Below are 25,448 nucleotides of genomic sequence, written 5' to 3' on the forward strand. Positions count from 1 at the left end.
CTTACGTCCACATATTTGAGCCGCCACAAACCGTCAGCGCCTGACCGGTCATATAACGACTGGCATCCGACGCGAGGTAGACCGCGATACCCGCGAAATCCTCTGGCTCACCCAGCCGGCGCAGCGGAATGCTCTTGTTGATACGGGCCTCGACATCAGGATTATCCCAGAGTTCGCGGGCAAAATCAGTTTTCACCAGCCCCGGACAAATTGCGTTGAACCGGATGCCGTCGGGGCCGAACTCTGCCGCGAGGTTCCTCACAAGCCCGATCAGCGCCAGTTTCGACATGCCATAGGTGCCCAGCGTTTCCGACGGTTTGAACGCCCCGATGGAAGAGGTGAACATCATCGACCCAGTGCCTTTGGACACCATGTCCGACACCACCATCTTGGCCAGCCAAAGATTGGCCTGTACATTGGCGCGCATCGTTTTTTCATACGCTTCATCAGGTATTTCCGAGGTTTTCCCGTAGTAAGGGTTCACCCCGGCATTCCCAACGACGATGTCAATCGGGCCAGCCTTTTCCCGCGCCCCGGCAACCAGCGCTTCAAGCTGCTCTTTGTAGCCGACGTTACAGGCGATCCCAACGGCGCGATCCGCGCCGACCGTTTCGTTAATCTTGGCGGCAGCCTCGTCAAGCTGATCCTGCTTGCGCGCAGAGATCACCACCTTGGCGCCGTGATCGGCAAGGGCCGTCGCCATGACAAGCCCCATGCCCTTGGACGCGCCGGTCAACAGCGCGACGCGTCCCGTAAGATCGAAAAGTTCGCGCATTTCTTACGGCCCCTCGAACATGCGGCCACCGACCGAGCGCGCGACACGGGCCTTGCGGTCGTTGGAATCCTGATAGCCCTGAACTTCGGCGCGGGCGACAACGTGGTGGTGCACCTCGTCCGGACCATCGGCAAAACGCAGCGTCCGCTGGCCAACATACATCTCGGAAAGAGGGAACCATTGCGACAGACCTGCGGCACCATGCACCTGCATCGCCTGATCGATGATCTGACAGGCTTTCTCAGGCACCAGCGCCTTGACCGCCGAAACCCAGATCCGGGCTTCCTTGTTGCCGAGCACGTCCATCGCCTTGGCGCCTTTCAGAACCATCATCCGCATCGCCTCGATATCGATACGTGCGCGCGAGATGGTCTCCATGTTCTTACCAAGATCGACGATACGCTTGCCAAACGCTTTCCGGTTCAGCGACCGATCCAGCATCATGTCCAGCGCCTTTTCCGCCGAGCCGATCGAGCGCATGCAGTGGTGAATCCGGCCCGGCCCAAGGCGAAGCTGGGAAATCTCGAAACCGCGCCCTTCACCCAACAGGATGTTATCCTTGGGAACACGCACGTTTTCGAACTTGATGTGCATATGGCCATGCGGCGCATCGTCATGGCCAAACACGCGCATCGGACCTACGATGGTTACGCCGGGCGTATCGATGGGCACGAGGATCTGACTTTGCTGTTTGAAGGTTTCCGCCTCGGGCGAGGTTTTCACCATGGTAATCATGATCTTGCAGCGCGGATCTCCGGCACCGGAGATGTAGAATTTCTCGCCGTTGATTACCCATTCATCGCCTTCAAGCACCGCGCTCGTCGCGATGTTCTTGGCGTCCGAAGAGGCCACATCCGGTTCCGTCATCGCATAGGCAGAGCGGATTTCACCGGCGAGCAGGGGCTTCAACCACTTTTCCTTCTGCTCGGGCGTGCCAACACGTTCCAGCACTTCCATGTTGCCAGTGTCAGGCGCCGAACAGTTCAGCGTCTCAGAAGCCAGCGGGTTTTTACCCAGTTCCGCCGCGATATAGGCATAGTCGAGATTGCTCAGGCCTTCGCCGGTTTCCGAATTCGGCAGGAAGAAATTCCAAAGACCGCTTTCCCGTGCTTTCTTCTTGGCGGTTTCGAGTAGCTCAAGCTGGCCCGGCGCATAAGACCATCGATCTTCACGCCCCTCACCCAGGCGATAGAATTCCTCGGTAATCGGATCGACGTTCTCGGCGATATGCTTGATGACCGCCTCAAGCAGCGGGCGCGCCTTTTCGGACATGCGCAGGTCGTTCATCTCCGGGGGATGTTTTGCCAATGACATACTGAATTATTCCTTTCGCTGACTTAGCGGTTTTTCCATTCGGGTTTGCGTTTTTCGACAAAGGCCTGCACGCCTTCCTTGAAGTCTTCGGTCTTGGCCAGATCGGCCTGAACCTCACGCGAATATTGCAGGCTTTCTGGAAGACCATCGGCAACGGCCATGCTGTTCAGGATACGCTTGGTCGCCTTGATCGAAGACGGCGACACCGTGCAAAGCTGTTCGGCAACTTCCATCGCGCGCTCCATCACCTTTTCATGGGCGACAACCTCGTTGCAGCATCCAAGTTCAAGCGCTTCCTGCGCATCAATTGTGCGGCCGGTAAACATCATCTCTTGCGCGGCAAGGCGACCGATATAGCGCGACAGACGCTGGACACCCGAGGCCGAGGCAAAGAAGCCGACTTTGACTTCGGGCAGGGCGAACTTGGCGTTTTCCGACGCGATGATGATGTCGCAGGAGAGCGCGGTTTCGAAACCACCGCCCATGGCAAACCCGTTGACCGCCGCCACCAGCGGTTTCTCGAGGTCAAAGCGCGACGATAAACCGGCAAAGCCGCTCGCCGGCAGACCTTTCTTGATCCCGCCCTCATTGGTCGCCTTGAGGTCATTTCCTGCGGTAAAGGCCTTGTCGCCCGCACCGGTCAGAACCGCGACCCATAGGTCTTCGTCCGCTGCAAATTCGTCCCAGCAATCCGACATTTCATGATGCATCTCGGAATGGACGGCATTGTAAACCTCGGGACGGTTCATGGTCACGACGAGGATATGACCTTTCTTCTCGGTCTTGATGAATTCATATGCCATGGATTTATGCCCCCTTGTCGGTTTTCAGACCGCCTGCATCGATATCGATGAACTTGCCACCTTCGGCGGCCAGCTTCTTGAGTGTTTCCGCTGGCGCAAATTCCGGATCATCGGCGGCAAGCTTTTCCATCCGGTCCAGAACTGCCTGCGCGCCGACCATATCGCCGTAAAACATCGGGCCGCCCTTGTCGGCGGGCCAGCCATAGCCGTTCAGCCAGACAACATCGATATCCGATGGCCGCTGTGCCTTGTTCTCTTCAAGGATCTTCACGGCCTCGTTGATCATCGGATAGATGCAGATTTCTATGATCTCATCCTGCGCCATTGTGCTGGGCTCGGCCCCGGTGATGTCATGGATGATCTTGGCGGTCACATCCGACGGGATCGGCGTGCGCGCTTCATCATAATCGTAATAACCCGCCTTGGTCTTTTGCCCGCGACGATCCATCTCGCACAGTGCATCCCGGATCGGATTCGCCGTCTTGGCCCCCTTGGACCAGCCGATATCCAGACCGGCAAGATCCGACATCTGAAACGGGCCCATGCGGAACCCGAAGGCATTCAGCGCCGCATCCACATCCCAAGGCATCACGCCCTGATACACCAGCTTGTTGGCCTGCTTCTGCCGGGCAAAAAGTATGCGATTGCCGACAAACCCCGGGCAAACCCCAACCAGAACCGCGATCTTGTTGATCGTCTTCGCCAGATCCATGCATGTCGCAACCACGTCATCCGCAGTCTTTTCGGCGCGCACGATTTCAAGCAATTTCATGACGTTAGCGGGCGAAAAGAAGTGCAACCCGATAACATCTTCGGGCCGCTTCGTCATCGCGGCGATCTCGTCGATATCCAGCGCCGAGGTGTTCGTGGCAAGGATCGCGCCGGGCTTCATCACTCGGTCAAGCTCAGTAAAAATCTTGCGCTTGAGCTCCATGTCCTCGAACACAGCTTCGATGACCAGATCGCAATCTGCTAGCGCGTCGATCGACAGTTTCCCGTCAAAACGGGCCATACGGGTTTCGACCTCATCCTGCGGAAATCGACCCTTGTCTGCACTACGCTGATAGTTGCCACGCACGACACTCAATCCGCGATCCAGCGCTTCCTGCTTGGTTTCCACAATCGTAACGTCAAAGCCTGCCGTCGCGAAATTCATCGAAATGCCGCCGCCCATGGTCCCGGCGCCGATGACACCGACAGTGCGTATTTCACGCCGTGGCGTCGAGCCATCGATACCCGGCACGTTCCAGGCAGCTTTGCCAGCTTCGGCAATATAGCTGCCGATCTCTTCCTGTGTTGGTTGGTTCATGCAAGCTCCGTTTTTTCATTGAGTTCGTTTAGGCAGATCCGACGCAATTCGCGCCGATCCAGCTTATCCGTCGTGCCGCGGGGCAGGGCGGTGTCAAAGGTCCATATCCTCTCGGGTATCTTGAACTTTGAAATATGCGGGGCAAGAAAGGCGGCTAGTTCGCCGATTTCCAATTGGGCCCCGGGGCGCAGACGCAACCCGGCGCCGACCACCTCACCCAGCCGTTCATCCGGTATCGAGAACGCGCAGGCTTCGACCACGTCGGGATGCCTGTGCAATGCACCCTCTACGTCGAGGCAAGCGATATTCTCACCCCCGCGTATGATGATGTTTTTCTTTCTATCTACGATGGTTAATATGCCATCTTCATCCATCATACCCAAATCGCCGGACTTCAGCCATCCATCCTTCAAGATTTCAGCGGTCGCTTCGGGTTTGTTTAGATAGCACCGCATGTTACAGGGGCTTTTAACAGTGATTTCCCCGACTTCACCCTGCGGAACCTCATTACCCAGATCGTCGAGCAGTTTCAGATCCTGGACCGGTGGATAAAGACGACCCGTCGCGCCGGGATGAGACAAGTATTCTTCTCCGGCAAAGCCGACTCCGTTTGCATTTGTTTCGGTCATGCCCCAGCCGGTGGCAATCTGAGCCTCGGGAAATGCCTCGGCCAGCCCATCTACCTGTGCCGCGGGACGTTTTGCGCCGCCAGCGCCCAGATACTGGAGCGTCGGAAAAGACAAACCGTCACGCCGGGCAACGGCAAGAAGATCCGCCGATTGCGTCGGAACCCCAAGAAAACGCGTAACTTTTTCCAAAACTATAAGCTCGGCGGCTTTCTCGGCGTTCCATTTTTCCATCAGGATGACACGACCACCGGCGGCAAGACTGAGCAAAAACATCGGATGCGTAGCTGTCACGTGGAACAAGGGCGTCACGATAAGCGCGCATGGGCGAGGGGGTTCATCCACCGGCTCCGGAGGTGGCGTCAAGATCGCTGCGATTTCGGGTTGCATCAGCCACGTATATACTGCGTTAAGTGCGCCCCGATGCGTCTGCACCACACCTTTGGGTTGGCCTGTCGTACCCGAGGAATACATGATCGCCATGTCATCGTCGGTATCGATTTCCCGTTCGGACCAATCCGCCGAACCAACGCCATCCTTCAGCGCCGCATAGCTTTTCTCATCACCGGCATCGCCATCGCGAACGCCAACCAGAGTGAGATCAAACTTATCCAGCAAAGGTCTGATACGATTACATCTTTCACCGTCGGCAAAGACAATTTTTGCACCGCTGTCCTCAATCGCATAGGAAAGTTCTTCGGTCGTCCACCAACCATTGAGGAAAACGATGACACCGCCGACAGAGGTGATTGCCATCATGAGGATCAGCATCTCGGGACAATTACGCATAGCAACGGCAACCGGCTGTCCTTTGGCTATCTTCATGTCCTTTTCCAGAACCTGTGCCATCGCCTTGATGTCATTACAGAACTCTTCAAAGGTCCAGGTTTCGCCGTTAAACGTGATATAGTTAGCAGAGCCATCGTCGAACAGCGGCCGTACGCGTTGCAGAAAATCGCGCATGTGCCGCGGAATGGATTTGAATACCCGGTAGGTGACGCCACGGATATCGGCTTCTTCAACCGCGTACTGCGGGTTGTTTGTCACGACCTGACGGGCAGCTTCCTGAAAACTCAAAGCTGAAGTCATAAGGCGTTTTCGCTGCGACACTCGGCAGCGAGCGCGACATCTGCTAGCATTCGATTTCCTCCCATGCGCAGCGCAATCAATCACTCGGGGGATTGCAGGCTGCGACTCTCCTCGAAAAAATGGTAACCATCTTTTCAGAGACTGCAATACCGCTTGTCGGAATTGTATTCCGCAATACGTATATCCGCGTTTTACATAATACCAATTATACGATGTTCTGGTGGGGATGCGCGTTGGCCTTCTCCCGGAATAAATGCCCCCCAAAAAAAACAAAGGCCGGTGCATCACACCGGCCTTCGCAAATATCAATCGCTGTTTCAGCAGGATCAGAAGAATGCCTGCAATCCGGTCTGAGCACGCCCAAGGATCAAGGCATGGACATCATGGGTCCCCTCATAAGTGTTCACGGTCTCAAGGTTCATCATGTGCCGGATCACCTGGAACTCGAGGCTGATGCCGTTGCCGCCGTGCATGTCACGCGCCATGCGCGCAATATCCAGCGCCTTGCCGCAGTTGTTGCGCTTGACGATCGAAATCATTTCCGGCGCGGCATTCGCCTCGTCCATCAGACGTCCCACCCGCAGCGATGATTGCAGGCCCAGCGAGATCTCGGTCATCATGTCTGCCAGCTTGCGCTGGAAAAGCTGCGTCTGCGCCAGCGGACGGTTAAACTGGTGACGGTCCAGCCCGTACTGCCGCGCCGCGTGCCAGCAAGCTTCGGCCGCGCCCATCGCGCCCCAGCTAATCCCGTAACGCGCGCGGTTCAGACAGCCGAACGGTCCTTTCAGACCCTCCACATGCGGCAGCAGCGCATCTTCGCCGACTTCAACATTGTCGAGCACGATCTCGCCGGTCACCGACGCGCGCAGCGACATCTTGTTCTCGATCTTCGGCGCCGACAGCCCCTTCATACCTTTCTCAAGGACAAAGCCACGGATTTTACCGCCGTGGGCTTCGGATTTTGCCCAGACAACAAAGACATCCGCGATCGGCGCGTTCGAGATCCACATCTTGGAGCCGTTCAGCCGATAACCCGCGTCGGTCTTGACGGCGCGGGTTTTCATACCCGCCGGGTCGCTGCCTGCGTCGGGTTCGGTCAAACCGAAACAGCCGATGTATTCACCGCTGGACAGTTTCGGCAGATACTTCTCACGCTGCTCTTCCGAGCCATAAGCATAGATCGGATACATGACGAGCGAGGACTGAACCGACATCATGGATCGATAACCGGAATCGACCCGCTCAACTTCGCGCGCGACAAGACCGTAACTCACATAGCCCGCGCCGATACCGCCGTATTGCTCGGGCACTGTAACGCCCAGCAGCCCCATTTCGCCCATTTCGCGAAAGATTTCCGGCTCAACGGTTTCGTTTTCGTAGGCGGCGGTCACACGCGGCTGCAGCTTTTCCTGCGCATAGGCGCGCGCGCTGGCCGCGATCATCCGCTCGTCTTCGGTCAGCTGGTCTTCAAGCCGCAGAGGATCGGTCCAGTCGAACCGACCAAGATCGGGCGCGTCTTTTGGTTTCAGCGATGGCGTCGGCGCGTTCATGTGCTTTCCTTCCGAAATCTGGTTTTGCGCATCATAAGTGTTTCATCGCCGGAAAAACAGCAAGACTTCCGCATGTAAGTATGAATAAAAGGAATACATGCTGACACCCCGACGTTTCCTGCCTTCCATTTCTTCCCTGCGTGCACTTGAAGCGCTTGATCGCCTTGGCAGCGCCTCTGCAGTCGCCCAGGAGCTTTCTCTTACCCAAAGCGCGGTAAGCCGGCAGTTGCAGGCCTTGGAAAAACAGATGGGCACGGAAATGGTCCAGCGGGATCAGAAACGGCTTACCCTGACAACCGCCGCCAAGGATTATGCGGCCGAGATCCGGCAGGCCCTCACACAAATAACTAATGCCTCGATGCGGCTTCAGGTTCAGCCAACCGGCGGCACGCTCAATCTCGCGATATTGCCGACGTTCGGTATGCGATGGCTGATGCCCCGCCTGCCCGAGTTCGCGCGCCTGCACCCCGATGTCACTCTGAACATGGCGACGCGCCTTGAACCGTTCAATTTCGCAACGGAACCTCTTGATGCGGCGATATATTTCGGTACAGATGATTGGCCCGGCACAGACCGGCTCCTGTTAAAGCATGAATCCGTCATCGCCGTTGCCGCGCCCTCACTCGTGCCCGATGGTGCACTGGCAAATCCGCAGGACATTCTTGCCCTGCCCCTCCTGCACATCAAAACGCGCCCCAAGGCCTGGGCAGAATGGTTCAACGCTCAAGGCGCACCCCTTGGCAAGGCGGTGCCGGGAATGATCTATGACCAATTCTCAACCATTACTCAAGCCGCGCTTCACGGTATCGGCGTGGCCCTGATGCCCGATTATCTTGTCGAACAGGAAATCGCGACGAGCAAGCTTGTGCCGGTGTACGGCGGCCCGGTGGAAATGCGCGGAGCCTATTACCTCGTATGGCCACGGGCGCGCGCGAACAACCCGGCGGTTGTTGCGTTTCGGGAATGGTTGACAGGTAAAGCGGAACCCGAAGATCCCCTGCCCCGATAAGCCCCAGACACCACGGTTAACTTACGGTTAGGACCTGCGCGTTTACCAAGGGCCCTCGAAGTCCCGCTCTGGTCCTTCGCGCGAGCACCGGTATGACCGACGATCAGAAAGATCACGAAGCCAGCCACAGAAGCGCATACGGCATTCTTCGTGTCGGAGGCACGTTCGTCGCTTTGTCCTCAGATTTCCTGCGCGAAGTCGTGCCTCGACCGGCGCCTCTCAGCCAACTCCCCTATGGCGGATCTGGTCTTATAGGGGCTATGATCTTGCGCGACGACACCATTCCCTTGGTCGATCTGCGCCTCGTTCTCAGACTAAACCAGAACGACACGCCGCAAGATGATGTCGCGGTTATTATCTCTCACGAGGATCGGCTTGTTGCACTGCTCGTCGATTCCATCCACGGGATCGCCACCGTCTATCCATCGGACATGCGGACGTGCAAAAACGTGCCGCATGTCGAAGAGAAAATGGTGTTCACCTACGACAATTCAGTCGTTTCGCTGCTATCGCCCAACGATCTGTTCGGCGCACTGGGCCTGCCCTCCATCAGCGTCCCACCAAGAGAGCAGATGGCCGAGAGACAAAAAAGCCATGAAACGTATCTGCTGTGCAGTTGCGCAGGTCATGACCTTGCCTTTCGCGCCGACGAGGTCGAGGCGACGCATCCGCTATCGGTCTTGTCGCCCTCGCCGGTCGCCGTCGGAATTTGCGACGGAGTTGTCCACTATCACGGGCGCGATGTGCCCATGATCGATACGCTCAGCGCCCTTGGGCTTGGACGCCGCATGTCTCCCCAACAATCCGCCGGTGTCGTTATCCGTTTTCCCGACGACGGGTTCATCGCCTTCGAAATCGACACGTTTCACAACGTGGTCAAACTGGGAAGTGACCAGATTGCCGATTGCCCAACCGTGATCTCTGGCAAGCCGCAGTTCTTTGAAAAAGCTCATATCGATGAATCGGGCCGCTCATTCCTGATTGTCGAGGTCGAGGCCTGCCGCAAAGACCCCGCCCTTTTCAACCTGTCACGAACAGCAATCGCGGAGCGTGCCGTTGCCCGGACAGACAGCGCGGCAACCGATGCCCAACAGCTTTACCTTGTGTTTTTCGCCGGGATGAGAACCTGCTGCCTAATCCTGCAAGCCTCTGAAATCATTCGAATACCCGAATATATCCTCTCGTCATCCCCGTCGCAGAGCGGTTACATGGGGACTATCACGAGGCACGGCCAAATCGTACCGATCTATTGCGCGGCCCGGCTTTTCGGTCGCGAAGGACGTATGCTGGCCAAGGACTCTGCCATACTCATCGTGCGTCGCGGCCCGGGTATGTTCGGTTTCACCATCGAAAGATGCGAGGAAGTCGCCAAGGCCCACGTGGTCGAAAGTAACGATCAGGGTCAGGCTCTGGTAGCCCGACGCCGACGCGATGGCACCCTCCTCCCGATCACCGACTTTGCCCGGCTGATCGACGGTATTGATCTTGGTCCAAAGCGTTCAACCGATCAGGAAAACTGCACGCGAGACGCGCCGGAACAAGTAACATCCTCGCCAGGTGACGCTAGCCGCTCGATCACACGAGCTTGACCCAACCATCGCGATCCAAATCAATCCGCCCCGACGACTGACCTTTCACAGGCAATTCTCACCGGTCGATCGGCTGGAATTCTCTTGCGCCACTAAACTTGACTATTTTTATCAATATTACTAGGCAGGATAAAAATCGCACCGTAGCATGAGCAAAACCTTGGGCAAACGCGCCGCAACAGCAGAACGCCCCGCTCACCGCAACCGCAGTCAAGAAGGGATGCTGGCACCGTGAAAACCCGATTTGTGAGAGTCCCTGCCCTGCTTGTCTTACTGTTCTCTCTGTCGCCCCTGTCGGCACTGGCGCAGTCAACGACGCCCGAGGTCACAATCGATACTCCCAGCCTGCAAAGCCCGGCACCGGCAGACAACCTTCAGCGTCCGCAAGCCGAAGAAAACGTCACCGCACCGCCGTCGCTCGATGCAACCACAGATCCGGCTACAACGGAATCGCAAGCGGCCAGCGAAACCTCTACGGTCACTCCCGCGACAGAACCGGCTGGTTCAGACGAAGCCGTGTCCACGCCGCCGGTGGATACACTTGCCGCTGCAGCCGATCGTGCGCGTAGCTTCCTGATAGATGGCGGGCCGTCGATCTGGGCCATTGCCGCCCTGTCAGTGATCACTGTCGCGCTTATCCTATGGAAAATCTGGCGTTTTATCCTCGCCGGTGCCTGGTCCAGGCGCATGTCGAACCGCGCAGTAACTGCGTGGGAGACAGGCGATACCCGCATCGCTCTCGACATCATCCGCACGCGTCGCGGCATCCGCAGCCGCCTTGCCCGCGCGGCGATGCAGGCGCGGATCAATCACGAAGACTCCGCCGCCCGCGAGGATGTGGCCCGTGTTGCCAAGAACCTGATCGCGAAACAGGAAAACGGTCTGCGCGCGCTGGAACTCATCGCGACGATTGCCCCGCTGCTCGGTCTTCTCGGGACGGTCATGGGCATGATCTCGGCTTTCCAGGCGCTACAGGAAGCGGGCAGTTCCGCCGATCCCTCGCTTCTGGCAGGGGGTATCTGGGAGGCACTCCTGACCACGGCTGCTGGTATGGCCGTCGCGATCCCCGCCTCAGCCGCGCTGACATGGTGCGAGGCGACCATCGACAGCATCCGTCGTGATATCGAGGATCTGGCGGCCCGCATCTTTATCGCCCCCCTGCCCGTCACCGTCGCTGAATCGAGCCGGAAGCTCGCCGCTGAATGACCCTCTCGCTTGCCAAAAGCCGTCCAAGGCGCAAGCCCAGCCTGACGCCAATGATCGACGTCGTATTCCTGTTGCTGGTGTTCTTCATGCTGGCCTCTCGGTTTGGCGTCGATCAGGTGATGCCCCTGCCGCTGGCCTCCGGCGGATCGGACTATTCCGGGCCCCCACGCCTTGTCGATATCCAGCCCGACGCCCTGCAACTGAACGGGCGCAAAATGCCCATCGAAGCGCTAATCGCGGCGCTGAAGGACATGACCGAAAGACCTGACGACCTGATCATCCTGCGCGGCGACGACGAAACCGATCTGCAACGGCTCGTCACCGTCGCGGCACAGCTGAGGAGCGCCGGGTTTTCCCGGCTAACGCTGGTCGAATGAGCTTTGATCTCGCCCCCGCCCCCAGACGTCCGCGCGCGGAATCCATCGTGCCGATGATCAATGTGGTGTTTCTTTTGCTGGTGTTCTTCCTGATGACCTCGCGGCTCAGCCAGCCCGAACCGTTTCCGGTGACTCCGCCGACGGCCGAACAGGGCAGCGATACAGAAACAAGCCCGATCATTTACTTGTCGGCCGAAGGTGAGATAGCGTTTCAAGAGTTGCGCGGCGAGGCGGCCATCGAGGCGCTTTCGCAAGCCTCAGAGGATGGCATCCCCGCCCCGCAACTTCGTGCCGATGCCGGGGCCAAAGCCAGCGATGTCGCCCGGCTCCTTCGCGATCTCTCCGCTGCCGGGCTGCGGGATGTGTCGCTGGTGGTGGCACAGCCATGACGCGGTATTTTGAGATCACCGGTTTCGTCGCCCTGTCTGTAGCCTTGCACCTCGTGCTCGCGATGGAAATCGACGAGCAGGATGGCGCCAATGCCGGTGGCGAAGGCGGCGCCGAGATGGTCAGTCTTGTCGCGGCAACCGCCAGCGTGCAAACCATGGTCGAGCAGTGGGAGGCCCCGCCCCCTGTGGTCACTCAGGTGGCGCAGCCCAGTCGCGAAACTGTCGAGCCGGACGTCACTCCTGACCGGCCACAGGCTCAGTTCGATCTTGCGCCCGATCGCAGCGCCGCGATCAGCCTGCCCTCGGCGGAGCAGGACCTCCCTGATATGCCGCAGGTAGACATGAGCTCGCCCGAGCCACCCAGACCACCAGAGCCCAAGCCGGAACCGGAGGTCGCGGAGCCCGAACCTGCACCTGAACCGTTGGAAAAGATTGCCGAGGCGGAACCGCAGGAACCACCGGAGGTCGTCGACGAGCCAGAAATCGAGGATCAACCTCTCGAAACCGCCATGGCCACAAGTCGCCGTCCCAAGCAACGACCAGAACATATCGAGCAGGCACAGCCCGAGCCGAAACCTCGTAAAAAAACCGAACCCGCGCCCGTCGCAAAGCAAGATTCAGTGGGGCAAAACGCCCAGAAATCCGCCGGGACCGGTGGGACGACGCAGGCGGGCAATTCCGGCAATGCCAAGGTTGCGACACTCAGCAACGCACAAAAAGCCAGCCTCGAGGCGACCTGGGGCGGGCAGATCCGAACCCGCATCGAGCGGCGGAAAAGATCACCACGTGGCGCGCGTGGCGAAGGCCGGGTGGTGCTCAGCATCACCGTCGCGCGGTCCGGGCAGGTTCTGCGAGTGGCCGTCGCCCGTTCTTCGGGCAACCGGCTTTTCGATCAGGCCGCGCTTCAGGCCGTGTCGCGATCCGGCAAGATGCCTTCGGCTCCGGCCGGGCTGACCAATGCCAGCTACGGGTTCATGCTGCCGATGGATTTCCGTTGAATCCCGGTTGCCCGCCAGCAGATATCAAAGTTCAACTTCAACTGCCCCGGCCAGCCACATGAACTGACCGGGGCATATATCAGAACGTCTTGGACACGGTGAACTTCAGGTTCCGTCCCATGGCCGTCCGGGTCGCCAACGCCGGGGTATATTCCCGGTCAAACAGGTTTTCGATGCCGACACGGAACTCTGTACCTTCAAGGAATCCCGAGTCGGGCCGGTAAGTGGCCCGCAGGTTATGCACGCCGTAGCCCGTCGAAGGCGTCGCACTTCGATCCATGCCACGGTCCGCCACCACCTCCCAGCTCAAGTCCAGCCAACGGTCCCATTTTCTGCCAAGCGTCAGCCGGATTTCGTCGGCCGGCGTTCCCTCCCAGTATGAGGTCGATCCCGGCGTGGTGTTCTCCGAGCGGGCGATATTGGCATTCATATCGACGTAATATCCCCCCATAATCGAATAGGCCGCCTCGAGTTCCAGCCCCTCATGTTCGACATCGGTTAGGTTGATGTACGAGGTGATATCCCAGACCCGCGTCTGATATACGACGGCCTTGACCGCCAGCGCATCTCCATCGGCAAAAAGATCGTAACTGTCATAGCTTACGCCAAGTTCATAAGTGACGGCCTTTTCCGGCTGCGTCATGTAAAGCGGCGTGCCGAGGTCATCGATGATCGGCATGCTTTCACCGTAGAACGCGCCCCCGAATACAGCGATGCCTGACGCAAATTCGTACCGTGCGGAAAGCCCTCCCATCAACGCAGTGTTGTCATAGAACCCGTAAAGGTCGCCGCCGATTTCCTGAGATTCAAACCTGACCTGCGGCGTTATGGTTAGGGCGTCACTAAGGTCGATATCGTCCACCGCGAACAGCGCAATCCGGCGATCCGTGCCGCCCGGTGCCGAGGATGCATCCAGCCGCTCCCGCTCTGACAAATCGAGCCCAAAGCGCAGGTCATGCTGCACATTGCCCGTGGCGAAGAAGGCATTGTTCGTGATCAGCAGTTTCGTCGTTTCATACCGGTGATCCGCGTTTACGGTCGAAACCAGCAGGGGAAAGCTCGACGTGCCCTCCAGCGGGGAAGACCCGGGCACATATTCCTGATCGATCTGCTGATCGGAATAGGACAGATCCACCTCCAGATTGATCCATTCGGTGTTTGGCGAATCAAAGCGGTAGCGCAGCACGGCCGTCTTGTCGTCGGTTTGCCGGTCCACGTTGCCGAAACTGTCAGCCGTCACCCCGAAACTGTCATAGGGCACGTCTTTTTCGTCGGTCTGCGTGCGCGACAGCAGCAAACCGATGGAATGCTGACGTGCGTCACCAAAGGTATAGCGGGTGTTGACCAGCCAGGACGGTAGTTCATACCCCTCATCCGAACGCGGATTGCCTGCCCCGTCCTCCGTCACCCCTTCTTCGCGCCAGACATAGTTGAACAGAACCTCGAGATCCTCGTTCACCTGCCACGCGCCAATGGTTGAACTCGTCAGCCCATCCCCGTTCGAGGAGAACTGCAGCGTCTGCCGCAACCTCAACCCCGGCTCGCCTAGGGTGAAATCGCTGGCCTGCAACGGCTCGAGCCGGATTAAGCCGCCGAAATAGCCCGATCCATATTCAAACGTGCCGCCCATACCGCGCAAGACGACCGCTTCGCGGTACAGCGCGGGGTCAGTAAAAAGCTGGGTGCCGACACGGTAAATCTCCTCGCTGCCTTTACTGGCGCCACCGATCTGAATGCCGACTTTCTGATCTGTCCCAAAGGTTCCATTGGCACCGAAACCGCGAATATTGATCCCCGAGCCCACCGGCGAGCCACCGTTGACAAGGTTCACCCCCGGCACACTGTCGACCAATTCAGCGATGGTGCCTGCCTGCCGATCCTCGATCTCTTCGTAATCAACGGCGGTTTCCGAGGTCGCCGTATCCGTAGCCACGTCGCGTTTGCTCTCCACTTCGATCGGCGCCAGTTCGATAAGATCGTGCGCGAATACGGAACTGCCGTGAACGAAGGCCACTGTGCCCAGCAATAATGCCCGGACGGTTGGTTTCATCACCATTTACTTTCCTGTCCATTCTCTTTTCTCAAGCTGGCAAGAAAGCTGGCTGCATCACCTTGGCATTGAAAATCGAGTTTTCTTTCAACGCCTCGCGGCAACCGGTTAAATTACCCTAGTAATTCTGTCAAGAATGCGTTAACCGCCGGGTGTCACGATCCAGCAGCGCCTGCCTCCCTCGGTTTCAAGGTCAGCAAGACATGTGGCTTTTCTTCATATCGAAAGGATCAAGAATGGCCGACAGCCCGTCCACTGACATTGCCGAAAGACCCAGCCCCGAAGCCATTCGCGACGCCGTGAAGGGTGCAACCCTGCGCGCGCGCGATCTGGCCGCCAGCCTCAACGTGAGCGAGGCACAGCTCCTCGCGGCGCAGTCGGGTCAGGGCGTGACCCGGATCGACCCAAACCCTGACCGTCTGATCGCCGCCGTACCCGAACTTGGCCGGGTCATGGCGCTTACCCGGAATGAAAGCGTCGTAAGCGAACGCCATGGCACCTATCGGGATTATCGCGGTGGCGAGCATGCCTCGATGGTGCTGGGGCCCGAAATCGACCTGCGCATCTTTCCCCAATACTGGCAGCATGGATTCGCCGTCGAGGCTGAGACCAAGACAGGTATCCGCCGGTCCTTTCAGATCTTCGACGCCGCCGGAGATGCGGTTCACAAGATCTACCTGCCGCAGGATGCCGATCCCTCGGGCTGGAACGCGCTGCGCGATACATTGACCGTACAGAACCAGTCTGACTCCATGCAGGTAAGCGCCCAAGAACCGGTAGAGGATGCCATCGTCAAACCGGAACGCGCCAGCCGCCTGCGCGAGGAATGGGACAAGATGACCGACACCCATCAGTTCCTGATGATGGTCCGTCGGCTCAAGATCAACCGGCTGGGGGCTAATCGCATGGCAGGCGCGCCCTATGCCCGTCCGCTGGCACCGGGTGCCGTGGCGACCATGCTCGACGCGCTCGCCGAGCGTCAGATTTCACACATGATGTTCGTCGGCAATCGCGGTTGTATCCAGATCCAGTCCGGGAGGATTTCGCCTATCAAACCGGTTGGGCCGTGGCTCAACGTGCTGGACCCGGATTTCAATCTGCACCTGCGCGGCGACCACATCGCCGAAGTGTGGGCGGTCACCAAGCCGACCCGCCGTGGCCCGGCGATTTCCGTAGAAGCCTTTGACAGCCAGGGCGGTCTCATCATGCAGTTCTTTGGCCATCGGAGCGAAACCGAAGATCATTATCCCGAATGGACAGAAGTCGTCGACAGCCTGCCCGAGCTGGAGCCTGCCCTATGATCCGCTTGTCGCTTGGCTCCATTTTCAGCTTGTTCGCAATCTTCCTCGCTGCGCCCCATGCGGATGAGCAACCGTCGCGTATTGTATCGCTCGGCGGTAGCGTGACCGAGATCGTCTATGCGCTGGGCGAAGGCGACCGGCTTGTGGCGCGCGATACAACCTCGAACTACCCGCCAGAGGCGAATGACCTGCCGGATGTCGGTTATATCCGCCGCCTCTCGGCCGAGGGTGTGCTCTCGGTCAGTCCCGATCTGATCCTTGCCGAAGAAGGCGCGGGCCCGCCCGAGGTCGTCGCACAACTGCATCAGGCAGGCGTTCCGATGGTCGATGTGGTTGAGACGCCAACCGTTGACGCGATCCGAGAAAAGATCCTGACGGTCGGCAAGGCGCTGGGCACCGAACCGGATGCCAAAGCCCTTGCCGACAAAGTCATGCAAGACCTTGAGACAGCGCTAGAAACCCCTGTTTCGGCAGAGAAACGCGTGCTTTTCATCCTGTCTATGCAGGGCGGACGGATCATGGCCTCGGGTCAGGATACTGCGGCGGATGGCATGATCGAACTTGTCGGGGCGACCAATGCGATGCAGGGGTTCTCAGGCTACAAGACAGTGACCGGAGAAGCCGTGATCGCGGCCGCGCCCGACGTGATCCTGATGATGGACCGCAGTGGCGATCACGCGATGGCAGATGACGATCTGTTTGCCCACCCGGCCATTGCCACGACCCCCGCCGGGGAAAACCGCGCGGTGATCCGGATGGACGGCATGCGCCTGCTCGGCTTTTCAGTGCGCACCCCCGAGGCCGCGCAGGAACTTATTGCAGCGCTGAACGGGCTCGGCTCCTGATCCATGGTGGCGATGTCGGAGATCAGGTCTGTTTCGCCAATGGACCGACCGGGCGACCGCAGCAACCGGGCCCGCGTCCTTGGACTCTGTCTGGCGGTCTTGCTGGCACTGGTCGTGGTGTTCAGCCTGACGACAGGCGCCTCCGGCATTAATGCGGTCGAGGTCATGGCGGGCTGGCTGCGCGGTGAACCGATGGCAAGCCGTGACGCTGTCATCCTCTGGCAAATCCGTCTGCCACGCACCCTGACCGGCATCGCCGTGGGCGCATCGCTGGCAGTGTCCGGGGCGCTGATGCAGGGATTGTTCCGCAACCCTCTGGCCGATCCGGGTATCATCGGTGTCAGTGCGGGCGCCGGTCTGGGCGCGATCGGCGCTATCGTGCTTGGTGGCATGCTGCCGATTTTGTTGCGCGATTTGGCCAGCGTCTACCTTGTTCCGATTGCGGCCTTTTTCGGCGCGTGGCTCAGCATGCTGCTGCTCTATCGCATCGCAACCCGGCAGGGGCGAACCTCGGTTGCGATGATGCTTTTGGCCGGTATTGCGCTGGCCGCGCTGGCCGGTGCGTTTTCGGGTGTGATGATCTTTATCGCGGACGACGCGCAGCTGCGCGATCTCACCTTTTGGGCGCTTGGTTCGCTGGGCGGTGCCACATGGCCAAAGGTCGCCACGGCCTATGTCATTATGACCCCTGCCCTGATCTGCGCCCTGTTCCTGACGCGCGGGCTGAACGGCCTTGCATTGGGCGAAGCCGGTGCATTTCACATCGGTATCCCAGTGCAACGGGTTAAAATCCTTGCCATTCTCTGCGTCGGCGCGGCCACCGGGGCCGCCGTCGCAGTTTCCGGCGGGATCGGATTTGTCGGGATCGTGGTGCCGCATCTTTTGCGGCTGATAAGCGGCCCGGATCACCGGTTCCTGATCCCCAACGCCGCGCTTCTTGGGGCGTCGTTACTGCTGGTCGCGGATGTGATCTCACGGGTCATCATGGCCCCGGCTGAACTGCCGATCGGGATAATCACGGCAGTGCTTGGCGGACCGTTCTTCCTCTGGATCCTGCTGCGCCAGCGCGGCGTGTTGGATATGTAAGCGATGATCGAAGCACGCGATATCACCGTCCACCTTGGCAATCGGCAGATCCTGAAAGAGATCAATTTCATTGCCAAACCCGGTCAGGTTTCTTCGGTCGTTGGTCCGAATGGATCAGGGAAAACAACGCTTCTTAGGGCGCTTACGGGTGAAATCGCATGTGATGGCGAAATAATCCTTAACGGGCGCGACTTGCGACAAATCCCGCATTGGCAACTGGCGGGCATGCGTGCTGTGCTGCCGCAATCTACCGCGCTTGCTTTCCCCTTCAACGTGATCGAGGTGATCCATCTGGGGCTGCCCGACAGGCGATCCTATCCGCTCGCGCTTGAGGCGCTGTCGCGTGTCGGGTTGGCGGGCTACGAACAACGTCCCTATCAAGAACTGTCCGGCGGTGAAAAACAGCGGGTGCAGTTGGCCCGTGTGCTGGCACAGATCTCCGGTCCGACGGATCAGAGCGGGCCGCGTTGGCTGTTCCTTGATGAACCGGTCTCGGCGCTTGATATCGGGCACCAGTTACAGATCATGCGACTGGCGCGGGAGTTCGCGGACGCAGGGGGCGGTGTGGTTGCCATCATGCATGACCTGAACCTGACGGCGATGTTCTCGGACCAGATCACCCTGCTCAAGGACGGGGCCGTTCTGGGTACGGGACGCCCCGAAGCCACGCTGACCGACAGCCTGCTGAGCCGTGCCTACGACTGCCCGTTAAGGGTTGGGTTCACCCCGCCGCAGGTCCCATTTGTTCTGCCGCAGAGTGCCGGGAAAAGCCTCTGAACGGCGTGCACAAGCCGTACACCCCCTGTACACCCCCCGTACATCAGGCGTGCACTTTTCTGGCAAATTTCACCTTCAAGCAGGACATGCTGCGCCGAATTTGCTGATTTTCGGTTAACCGGACAGAGCCGGTCAGTCGGCGGCGGGCGGCAGCAGGTCACTGCCGTCGTTCTGGCCGAGCAGCTCGGATCGCATGGTCTGGAGCCCCAGCGAGTCGGGGTTTCGAGCGATGGCCTCGTCGAGGATATTGAGCGCCTCGCGTTGCTGACCCTGAACCGCGGCGATACGGGCGCGCATACTCCAGGCGTCGACCAGTTGCGGATCGAGCCAGGTCGCGGCGGCAAAGGCGCCAGACGCCGCCGCAAGGTTTCGCCGGACCAGCGCGAGACCGGCGATTTGCAGATGCGTTTCAGGATAATCCAGACGATTGCCCACTGAAGAGCGCCACTCGGCAGCGACAGATTGCATCCGTTTTGCATATTTGTCGGGAAGATGCGCGATCTGCGCGCTCGAAAGCTCCATAAATGCCGCGATACGGACGGACTTGGACGGATCGTTCAGCAGTTCGATCAGCCGCATGCTCCTCTCCGTCATCGGTGCCATACGCTGGGCGCGAACGGCGGCAGCGCGGACCAGCGGATCGGGATCGTCCAGCGTCGCCGCAACGGCATCGGCCGGACCGCCTTCGCCGTTCTGGGCAAGCAGCCAGAGTGCGGTGGCGCGGACAAGGCCCGGCTCGGCCCGGTTCAGCGACAGGGTAACGAGATCTTGCGCCGTACCTGCGGGATCACGTCGTCCATGGGCAAGGATCTCCCCGTAGTGCGGACCGCGATGTGTGCTATTGGGGAACCACTCGGCGATCTGATCCGCTGCCCATTCGGGATTGCGCCCTTCGTGACAGGTAGTGCAGGCATCGGGCGCACCGGTTGTTTCCGCCAGATCAGGCCGTGGAATGCGGAAGGAATGATCGGCGCGCCAGTCGTTGCCCATATAGACGCGTTCGACCATATGACAGTTCTTGCACTGTGCGCCGGGGGTTCCGGGTTCATGTCGGTGGTGCTCCGGGCTGTCATAATCGGCTTTCACGAGCGTCGGAAACTCCGGATTCCCCGCCGGGTTGTGACACTGGGTGCAGACGGCGTTGCCCTCGGCGACGAGATCGGCTTCGTGCGGTAGGTGACAGTTCGAGCAGGAGACGCCCTTGGCATACATCTTGGATTGCAGGAAGGAGCCGTAGACATAGACCTCATCCAATATCTGGCCGTCGGCTTCGTAAAGACCGGGGCGCAGGGTCGCGAGGTTGTAGGCATCGTCGAAATCTGTGCCCGGCATCGGGTTGCCATCAAGAAAAGCCTCGCGGCGGGAATGGCATCCGGCACATTGCTGGATCGCCTCTTCGGCGTCGGAGAAATCGACCGTGAACCCGTAATTCTCGGGTGGGGTCTGGGTGGTTTCCATGGTCTCGGCCCAGCCGACGTGATCGGACCCCGGACCATGGCACGCTTCGCAGCCGACGCCGATTTCGACCTGCGTCGAGGCAAAGCTCTGCGTGCCTGAATCGTAATTGGTGGCATAGCCGGTCGCGTGACAGGTGGCGCAACGGCTGTTCCAGGTCTTGTAAGGACCACTCCAGTGCAGCCCGTTGTCCGGTGCGTAATCACTGTCGGGATAGAGGTGGAACCAGCCGCCCTTTTCCGTATCCCAGACCACGTCGAAACTTTGCAGGCGTCCGGGTTCGGTTTCGAGCAGGTATTGCTGGAGCGGTTCGATGCCGACAACGGAATGCACCGGGTAGTCGGTGGTCTCACCATCTTTTTCCGTGACTTCGATGCGGGGATTGCCATTCTCGTCACGGTGAAACAGTACGCTGAAATCGCCTTGGGCAAAGCGCGTGTCATTGAAATCGGCAAGGATGTTGGTGTCTTCTGCCGGGGTCCATGCTAGCGCGTGGTGCGACCCCTCCCAGGCCTCGAACGCATCTTGATGGCAGGCGGTGCAGCGGTCGGAGCCGATGTAGTCCTGCGCCGAGACGGCAGGCGCGGCCATCAGAAAAGCGAAGGCGATTACCCAGCGCATGGCACGCGTCTTTCGACTTGCCCTGTCGAAGGGCGTGAACCGGGGCGGATCAAAGGCGTATGGCGGTAGAACGGCACGAAATTCACCCAAAGAAGCTAATAAATTTGGGTGCTTATCCCCTCGTCGATCTTTGCGGATCAACAAGGGTTAATCAATCAAAAGTTGAAAAATCTTCGTGATGCTGTCGCAATAGTGCGCATCGGCCGTGGCGGCGCCGTCCCGCCGGGCGCAGCGGGCGGGACGGGAAAGGATCGCAATCAGAGGTCGATTTCGCGCGCGTTGATCGTATAGGCGAAGCCTGCCGGGTCGAGCGCGTCAAGCGGCGCACCGTCGATTTCCGCCTCAGGATACATGAGGAAGCTGACCGGCCCCGAGGCCGCGCCAGGCAAGGCGACATCATGGGCAAAGTTATAGGCGACCCAGTTGCCTTCCCATGCGCCGAACAGACCGGCACGGACATCGGCAACCTTGGAATCATCAAGTGAGAGGTTCTTTGGCGGTTCTTCAAGCATGACCTTGCGCACATCGGCTGGATCGACCGCTGTCCAGCCGATACCGTCAAGGAAAACCTCTGCCCGGCAGTGCTGCGCCTTGGTCACATCGCTCGATCCGGCACCGAGGCTTTTGTAACCAAAGCGGGACGGTGCGACGCGCAACCCGTAAACATCACGCGCGGGCAGACCGGCGGCACGGGCGAGACCGACGAAGAGCGTGTTCAGATCGGCGCATTTGCCGGTGAGATTGTTCATCTCCAGCATGGAGGCCACGTCGCCAAGGCCGCAGCCACGGGTTTCGGGATTACGAGTGGTGTTCAGCACAATCCAGTCATAGATCAGCCGCGCCTTTTCCAGATCGCCGGTCGCATCGCCGATGATGGACTCTGCGGTTTCCTTGACGATCCCGTCGGTCGGCACGAGCGTGGTGGGTGCCGTGTAATAGGACCGGTCCTCTGACGACAAAGGAACCGCGCCGGTATCGGAAAGATCGGCGTGGCGGTCCTGTGCCTCGGCCGTCGCGACCAGTTCGAGCTTGGCCGGGGCGTTGCCTGCGTCCCAGGCCGCATGCAGGAAACGCGCCCCGTTTTCCGGATCGGTCACAAGCTCGGCCCGATCGGCGTTGGTGGTCCAGTCCGCCTGCCCCGCCCGCGCCCAGTTTTCTTCGGTGACGGCTGGAACCGGCACCCAGAGGTCGACCGGCGCGCCATTGCGGGCGATCTCGACACTTGTGGTCAGCTCGAACCGCCGCCAGCCCGAGGGCTTCGGCGCGAACCCCGCCGAAGCGCCCCGCGGCAGAAGGGAAATGGCGGCGCTGGCACTGAGGGCTTGCATGAAAGTACGTCTGTCGAAGGTCATGAAAGGGTTCCTGAATAGAGGGTGTCGGCGGGATATGCCGGGCTTCCCGCAAGGGCAAGCGGGTTGTCATTTGCGCAGGCCACGAAAAGACCCAGAGGATGGCGCGGCTAACCGTAAAAAAGCCCTGAGTTGTCTCTACGTCACCCATTCAACTCAGGGGTGCTTTGCGCTAATAGCGCGCCTACTCACAAACGCCAAATAATGGCGCCTCTCCACCACTCACGACCGACATTCGGCAGAGGCCGCCACCGTCCCGACCGGACGCGAGAATTAGCTCGCGCGACCGGTCGGGCAAGTTTCACCCCTGAAATCGCTGAACTGCTGACGTGAGGCTGGAAGGTGGCTTTCACGTTGGCCATTTTAGGTTTTCTTATACGGTGTTGAGCCATGAAAGGCGGGCTGGCAGCAGTGCGTCCCTATCCGCATTCAACCACCGATAGCGTCTCCCTCTGCCGGACGCGGGATTGTATCGCCACGCGCCCGCAGGGTGATGCGGGTCAGTTCAGACGGAACGCCAAGGCGCAGGGCAAATCCTGGCCAGAGCGCGGTACCATTGCTGACATAGAGGTGCATGTCATCGACCGCGTAATGCCCTGAGATGAAACCTTCGTTAAATTGGGCTATCAGCGAGGCGAGACCCACGACCATACCGCCATGGGTATGCCCGGAAAGGTGCAGGTCGACCCCCGCTGCAGCCATCATCCGCGCCTGAATGGGCTGGTGATTGAGGAGAATTACCGGCGCGTTTTGGGGCGCGCCGTCCAGCGCCCGGCGGATATCCGGCGCGGGAAAGCCGAACCGCGTGGCCGCAAGATCGGTCAGTCCCGCGACCACCAGCGTTCCCCCTGCCCGCTCGATCCGTGCATGGGCATTGGCAAGCGGACGCATCCCGAGATCCTGGTAAACCGCCCACCATGTGTCGTAGTCGAAGTAGTATTCGTGGTTGCCTGGGCTGACATAAACCCCATCCCTCGCCGAAAGCGCGGCCAGCGGCGCCACATCGTCACGCCGCGCATCAAGATACCCATCTATCAGGTCACCGCTGATCAGGATGATGTCCGGGTCGAGCGCATTCACCCGCGCCACAAGCGTTTCCGTAAAGGGACGCTGAAACAACCGGCTGAGGTGAAGGTCAGTCAGGTGGACAATGGAATAACCATCGAACCCGGCAGGCAGGCCTTCGATGTCAAAGGCGATGTCTTTCTGCGCGGGCTGGCGAATGGCGTTGACCACGCCAAGGCTGGAAAACGCGATACCGAGGGCCAGCGCCGCAAAGCTCCAGCCCGGGGCAAGCGGTCGCCATTGCCAGATTACCAGCGAGCGCAGGAGCATGAAGATATCAAGCAACGCGTAGAAAGCGGCGGTAATGATGATGGCCCCGAAACCGAGGTTTACCGCGATCACGACAGCGCGCGGCAACTCCAGCGAGAACATGTTGCCATAGGCCAGTTTGGTCAGAAGATGGTTCTGTGCCAAAAGGAAGATCACGAGGGCGACCAGAACCTTGCACCAAAGCGGCATGCCCAGCGGAACGAGCGTGCGCAGCGCGACATAGGCACCAACGATCCCGACGATAATGGCAAACATGAAATGACTCTCCTGCTCGTGGACCGGCCTGTGCGGTCACCGCAAGCTAGTTGGCGGCAGTTGGAATGTCGCGCGCGTTCTGCTGAAAAAACTTATGAACGAGAGACATAAATGGCCTCTGTACGCTTTGTTGTCAGGTTAAATTCGAATTTCAGGTTTTGTTCGGGTTTTATCCACCGAGAGCAGCGCTTTCAGAATGGCACGAACTGAATCTTACCAACGGAGGTTGAATATCGGTGCTTCAGTCAAGGCTTGATAAGTCTTGCCAGAGCGCCGATCGATCACAGCTTAGCAAGTGTGCGCCCGGTCATCGAAAGCTGACCTGCGGTGCATGAGGGAGCCAGACCGCCTCTGGTCTCCCGCCTGCGACAATCAGGGTGATATGCCCCGAGAGATGTTGGTACCCAAGGCCGGAACTCCAACCGGCACGCCCGAAGGCGGGGGGTTTTTGAATTCGGTCGAAACCCATAAATCACAAGCGGTTGAGCCGATTTGCGTCACAGCGACAAAACATGAACAAAAGGTGACTGTGCGAGCGCTGAATTTTGCACGCTTATCGCGACCAAAACCACATGCTCCCTTACGTTAGCACCGCTTTGAAGCCGAGCAAAATTTGGATGTCTAATGGTAGTACCAGAGCAGGTTAACTACGCGAAAAAGTGGCCGCGATACCTTGAAAGGCGAAAGGCGCATACAGACTTTAGCCGAGATCTATACGGACAAACCATCGATCAAGGTGCACCTATTTCGTGTCTCTCTTTTCGCGGGCGCTCGTACCGATTGGCCAAAGACAACGTCCACGGTCAAAACTAGCAAACACGCGCTTCGCGTATTACCCAAGGTGCTCCGATGGTGGCCAACAGATTTGCCGTTTTCTTTTCCGCAACCCTTACCGTTTTTCTGACGGGTTCGGCCCCCGCAATCTCTGAAGACGCGGATCGCTCGAAAGATGTGCGCGCTTTGGGACGCTGTGCTGAGTGCGTTCTGCATCAGGATGACTTCAGTGGACGCAACCTCATGGGGATCGATTTCACATCGGCTGACCTGAAGCTGATCAAATTCGACGGCTCCAACATGAACCTGGCCGTTTTCGAGAATGCAGTCCTCACGGATACAAGCTTCGCCGGGGTCAAGCTGCGCGGCGCCAATTTCGTAGGCGCTCGTCTCATAAACGTATCTTTGAAAGAGGCCGACTTGCAGGGCGCTGTCTTCGACGGCGCCATTCTCGAAGGCACCGATCTCGACGCGGCCAAACTCTGCAACACTCAGACCGCGTCCGACGAGATCGACAACTCGGATTGTGACGTAGCACGCTGAGCGCATTCGGTTGGCAACGATTG

21 protein-coding genes are annotated in these 25,448 nt (G+C 59.2%); 11 read left to right on the forward strand and 10 right to left on the reverse strand.

Annotation, left to right across the window (positions count from 1 at the left end; translation table 11 throughout):
- Position 1 precedes the first annotated feature (1 nt).
- From ACU0FH_RS24295 to ACU0FH_RS24320, 6 genes are all read right to left on the reverse strand, one after another.
- Positions 2–775, reverse strand: coding sequence for an SDR family NAD(P)-dependent oxidoreductase (locus ACU0FH_RS24295; RefSeq protein ID WP_446197248.1), 774 nt, complete (start codon positions 773–775; stop codon positions 2–4).
- A 3-nt stretch (positions 776–778) separates the two neighbouring features.
- Positions 779–2,062: an acyl-CoA dehydrogenase family protein gene (locus ACU0FH_RS24300; protein ID WP_238371547.1), complete on the reverse strand. Its 1,284-nt coding sequence runs from the start codon at positions 2,060–2,062 to the stop codon at positions 779–781.
- A 50-nt stretch (positions 2,063–2,112) separates the two neighbouring features.
- Positions 2,113–2,892, reverse strand: coding sequence for an enoyl-CoA hydratase-related protein (locus tag ACU0FH_RS24305; RefSeq protein WP_446197249.1), 780 nt, complete (start codon positions 2,890–2,892; stop codon positions 2,113–2,115).
- Between the two features lie 4 nt (positions 2,893–2,896).
- Positions 2,897–4,201: a 3-hydroxyacyl-CoA dehydrogenase NAD-binding domain-containing protein gene (locus ACU0FH_RS24310; protein WP_446197250.1), complete on the reverse strand. Its 1,305-nt coding sequence runs from the start codon at positions 4,199–4,201 to the stop codon at positions 2,897–2,899.
- Positions 4,198–6,063, reverse strand: a complete 1,866-nt coding sequence (locus ACU0FH_RS24315) for a class I adenylate-forming enzyme family protein (RefSeq protein WP_446197251.1) — start codon at positions 6,061–6,063, stop codon at positions 4,198–4,200. The genes ACU0FH_RS24310 and ACU0FH_RS24315 overlap by 4 nt, the downstream gene beginning before the upstream one ends.
- 179 nt (positions 6,064–6,242) lie before the next feature.
- Positions 6,243–7,466 carry an acyl-CoA dehydrogenase gene (locus tag ACU0FH_RS24320; protein ID WP_446197252.1) on the reverse strand — a complete coding sequence of 408 codons (1,224 nt, stop codon included), beginning with the start codon at positions 7,464–7,466 and terminating at the stop codon, positions 6,243–6,245.
- Between the two features lie 97 nt (positions 7,467–7,563).
- Here ACU0FH_RS24320 and ACU0FH_RS24325 point away from each other — a divergent pair, with 97 nt between their 5' ends.
- The 6 genes from ACU0FH_RS24325 to ACU0FH_RS24350 all read left to right on the forward strand — a co-directional run bounded on the left by ACU0FH_RS24325 (position 7,564) and on the right by ACU0FH_RS24350 (position 13,034).
- Positions 7,564–8,475 (forward strand): LysR family transcriptional regulator, encoded by a 912-nt coding sequence (locus ACU0FH_RS24325; RefSeq protein ID WP_446197253.1) that lies wholly within the window; start codon positions 7,564–7,566, stop codon positions 8,473–8,475.
- A gap of 92 nt (positions 8,476–8,567) precedes the next feature.
- On the forward strand, positions 8,568–10,064 hold the full coding sequence (locus ACU0FH_RS24330; RefSeq protein ID WP_446197254.1) for a chemotaxis protein CheW: 1,497 nt from the start codon (positions 8,568–8,570) through the stop codon (positions 10,062–10,064).
- Positions 10,065–10,295: 231 nt separating this feature from the next.
- Positions 10,296–11,270 carry a MotA/TolQ/ExbB proton channel family protein gene (locus ACU0FH_RS24335; RefSeq protein ID WP_446197255.1) on the forward strand — a complete coding sequence of 325 codons (975 nt, stop codon included), beginning with the start codon at positions 10,296–10,298 and terminating at the stop codon, positions 11,268–11,270.
- Positions 11,267–11,647: an ExbD/TolR family protein gene (locus ACU0FH_RS24340; RefSeq protein WP_446197256.1), complete on the forward strand. Its 381-nt coding sequence runs from the start codon at positions 11,267–11,269 to the stop codon at positions 11,645–11,647. The genes ACU0FH_RS24335 and ACU0FH_RS24340 overlap by 4 nt, the downstream gene beginning before the upstream one ends.
- Positions 11,644–12,036, forward strand: coding sequence for an ExbD/TolR family protein (locus ACU0FH_RS24345; RefSeq protein WP_446197257.1), 393 nt, complete (start codon positions 11,644–11,646; stop codon positions 12,034–12,036). Before ACU0FH_RS24340 ends, ACU0FH_RS24345 begins: the two co-directional genes overlap by 4 nt.
- Positions 12,033–13,034, forward strand: a complete 1,002-nt coding sequence (locus ACU0FH_RS24350) for an energy transducer TonB (protein ID WP_446197258.1) — start codon at positions 12,033–12,035, stop codon at positions 13,032–13,034. Before ACU0FH_RS24345 ends, ACU0FH_RS24350 begins: the two co-directional genes overlap by 4 nt.
- A gap of 79 nt (positions 13,035–13,113) precedes the next feature.
- Here the strand turns inward: ACU0FH_RS24350 and ACU0FH_RS24355 are convergent, their stop codons facing one another.
- Complete coding sequence (locus ACU0FH_RS24355; RefSeq protein ID WP_446197259.1) at positions 13,114–15,084, reverse strand: TonB-dependent receptor domain-containing protein; 1,971 nt, start codon at positions 15,082–15,084, stop codon at positions 13,114–13,116.
- A gap of 236 nt (positions 15,085–15,320) precedes the next feature.
- Here ACU0FH_RS24355 and ACU0FH_RS24360 point away from each other — a divergent pair, with 236 nt between their 5' ends.
- From ACU0FH_RS24360 to ACU0FH_RS24375, 4 genes are read left to right on the forward strand one after another with little or no spacing between them, the layout of a single operon-like run.
- Positions 15,321–16,385, forward strand: coding sequence for a hemin-degrading factor (locus tag ACU0FH_RS24360; RefSeq protein WP_446197260.1), 1,065 nt, complete (start codon positions 15,321–15,323; stop codon positions 16,383–16,385).
- A complete protein-coding gene (locus tag ACU0FH_RS24365; protein ID WP_446197261.1) occupies positions 16,382–17,230 on the forward strand; it encodes a heme/hemin ABC transporter substrate-binding protein in 849 nt (282 codons plus the stop codon). Before ACU0FH_RS24360 ends, ACU0FH_RS24365 begins: the two co-directional genes overlap by 4 nt.
- A gap of 39 nt (positions 17,231–17,269) precedes the next feature.
- Positions 17,270–18,316: a FecCD family ABC transporter permease gene (locus tag ACU0FH_RS24370; RefSeq protein ID WP_446197262.1), complete on the forward strand. Its 1,047-nt coding sequence runs from the start codon at positions 17,270–17,272 to the stop codon at positions 18,314–18,316.
- Positions 18,317–18,319: 3 nt separating this feature from the next.
- Positions 18,320–19,093, forward strand: coding sequence for a heme ABC transporter ATP-binding protein (locus tag ACU0FH_RS24375; RefSeq protein ID WP_446197263.1), 774 nt, complete (start codon positions 18,320–18,322; stop codon positions 19,091–19,093).
- 132 nt (positions 19,094–19,225) lie between these two features.
- Here ACU0FH_RS24375 and ACU0FH_RS24380 read toward each other — a convergent pair whose 3' ends face one another.
- The 3 genes from ACU0FH_RS24380 to ACU0FH_RS24390 all read right to left on the reverse strand — a co-directional run bounded on the left by ACU0FH_RS24380 (position 19,226) and on the right by ACU0FH_RS24390 (position 24,108).
- On the reverse strand, positions 19,226–21,169 hold the full coding sequence (locus ACU0FH_RS24380; RefSeq protein ID WP_446197264.1) for a multiheme c-type cytochrome: 1,944 nt from the start codon (positions 21,167–21,169) through the stop codon (positions 19,226–19,228).
- Positions 21,170–21,426: 257 nt separating this feature from the next.
- Positions 21,427–22,521, reverse strand: a complete 1,095-nt coding sequence (locus ACU0FH_RS24385; protein WP_446197265.1) for a transglutaminase-like domain-containing protein — start codon at positions 22,519–22,521, stop codon at positions 21,427–21,429.
- 426 nt (positions 22,522–22,947) lie between these two features.
- A complete protein-coding gene (locus tag ACU0FH_RS24390) occupies positions 22,948–24,108 on the reverse strand; it encodes a metallophosphoesterase (protein ID WP_446197266.1) in 1,161 nt (386 codons plus the stop codon).
- Positions 24,109–24,957: 849 nt separating this feature from the next.
- Between ACU0FH_RS24390 and ACU0FH_RS24395 the strand changes: the two genes are divergently transcribed.
- Positions 24,958–25,425, forward strand: coding sequence for a pentapeptide repeat-containing protein (locus tag ACU0FH_RS24395; RefSeq protein ID WP_446197267.1), 468 nt, complete (start codon positions 24,958–24,960; stop codon positions 25,423–25,425).
- Positions 25,426–25,448: the final 23 nt, after the last annotated feature.

The organism is Heliomarina sp. (genome assembly GCF_052826185.1).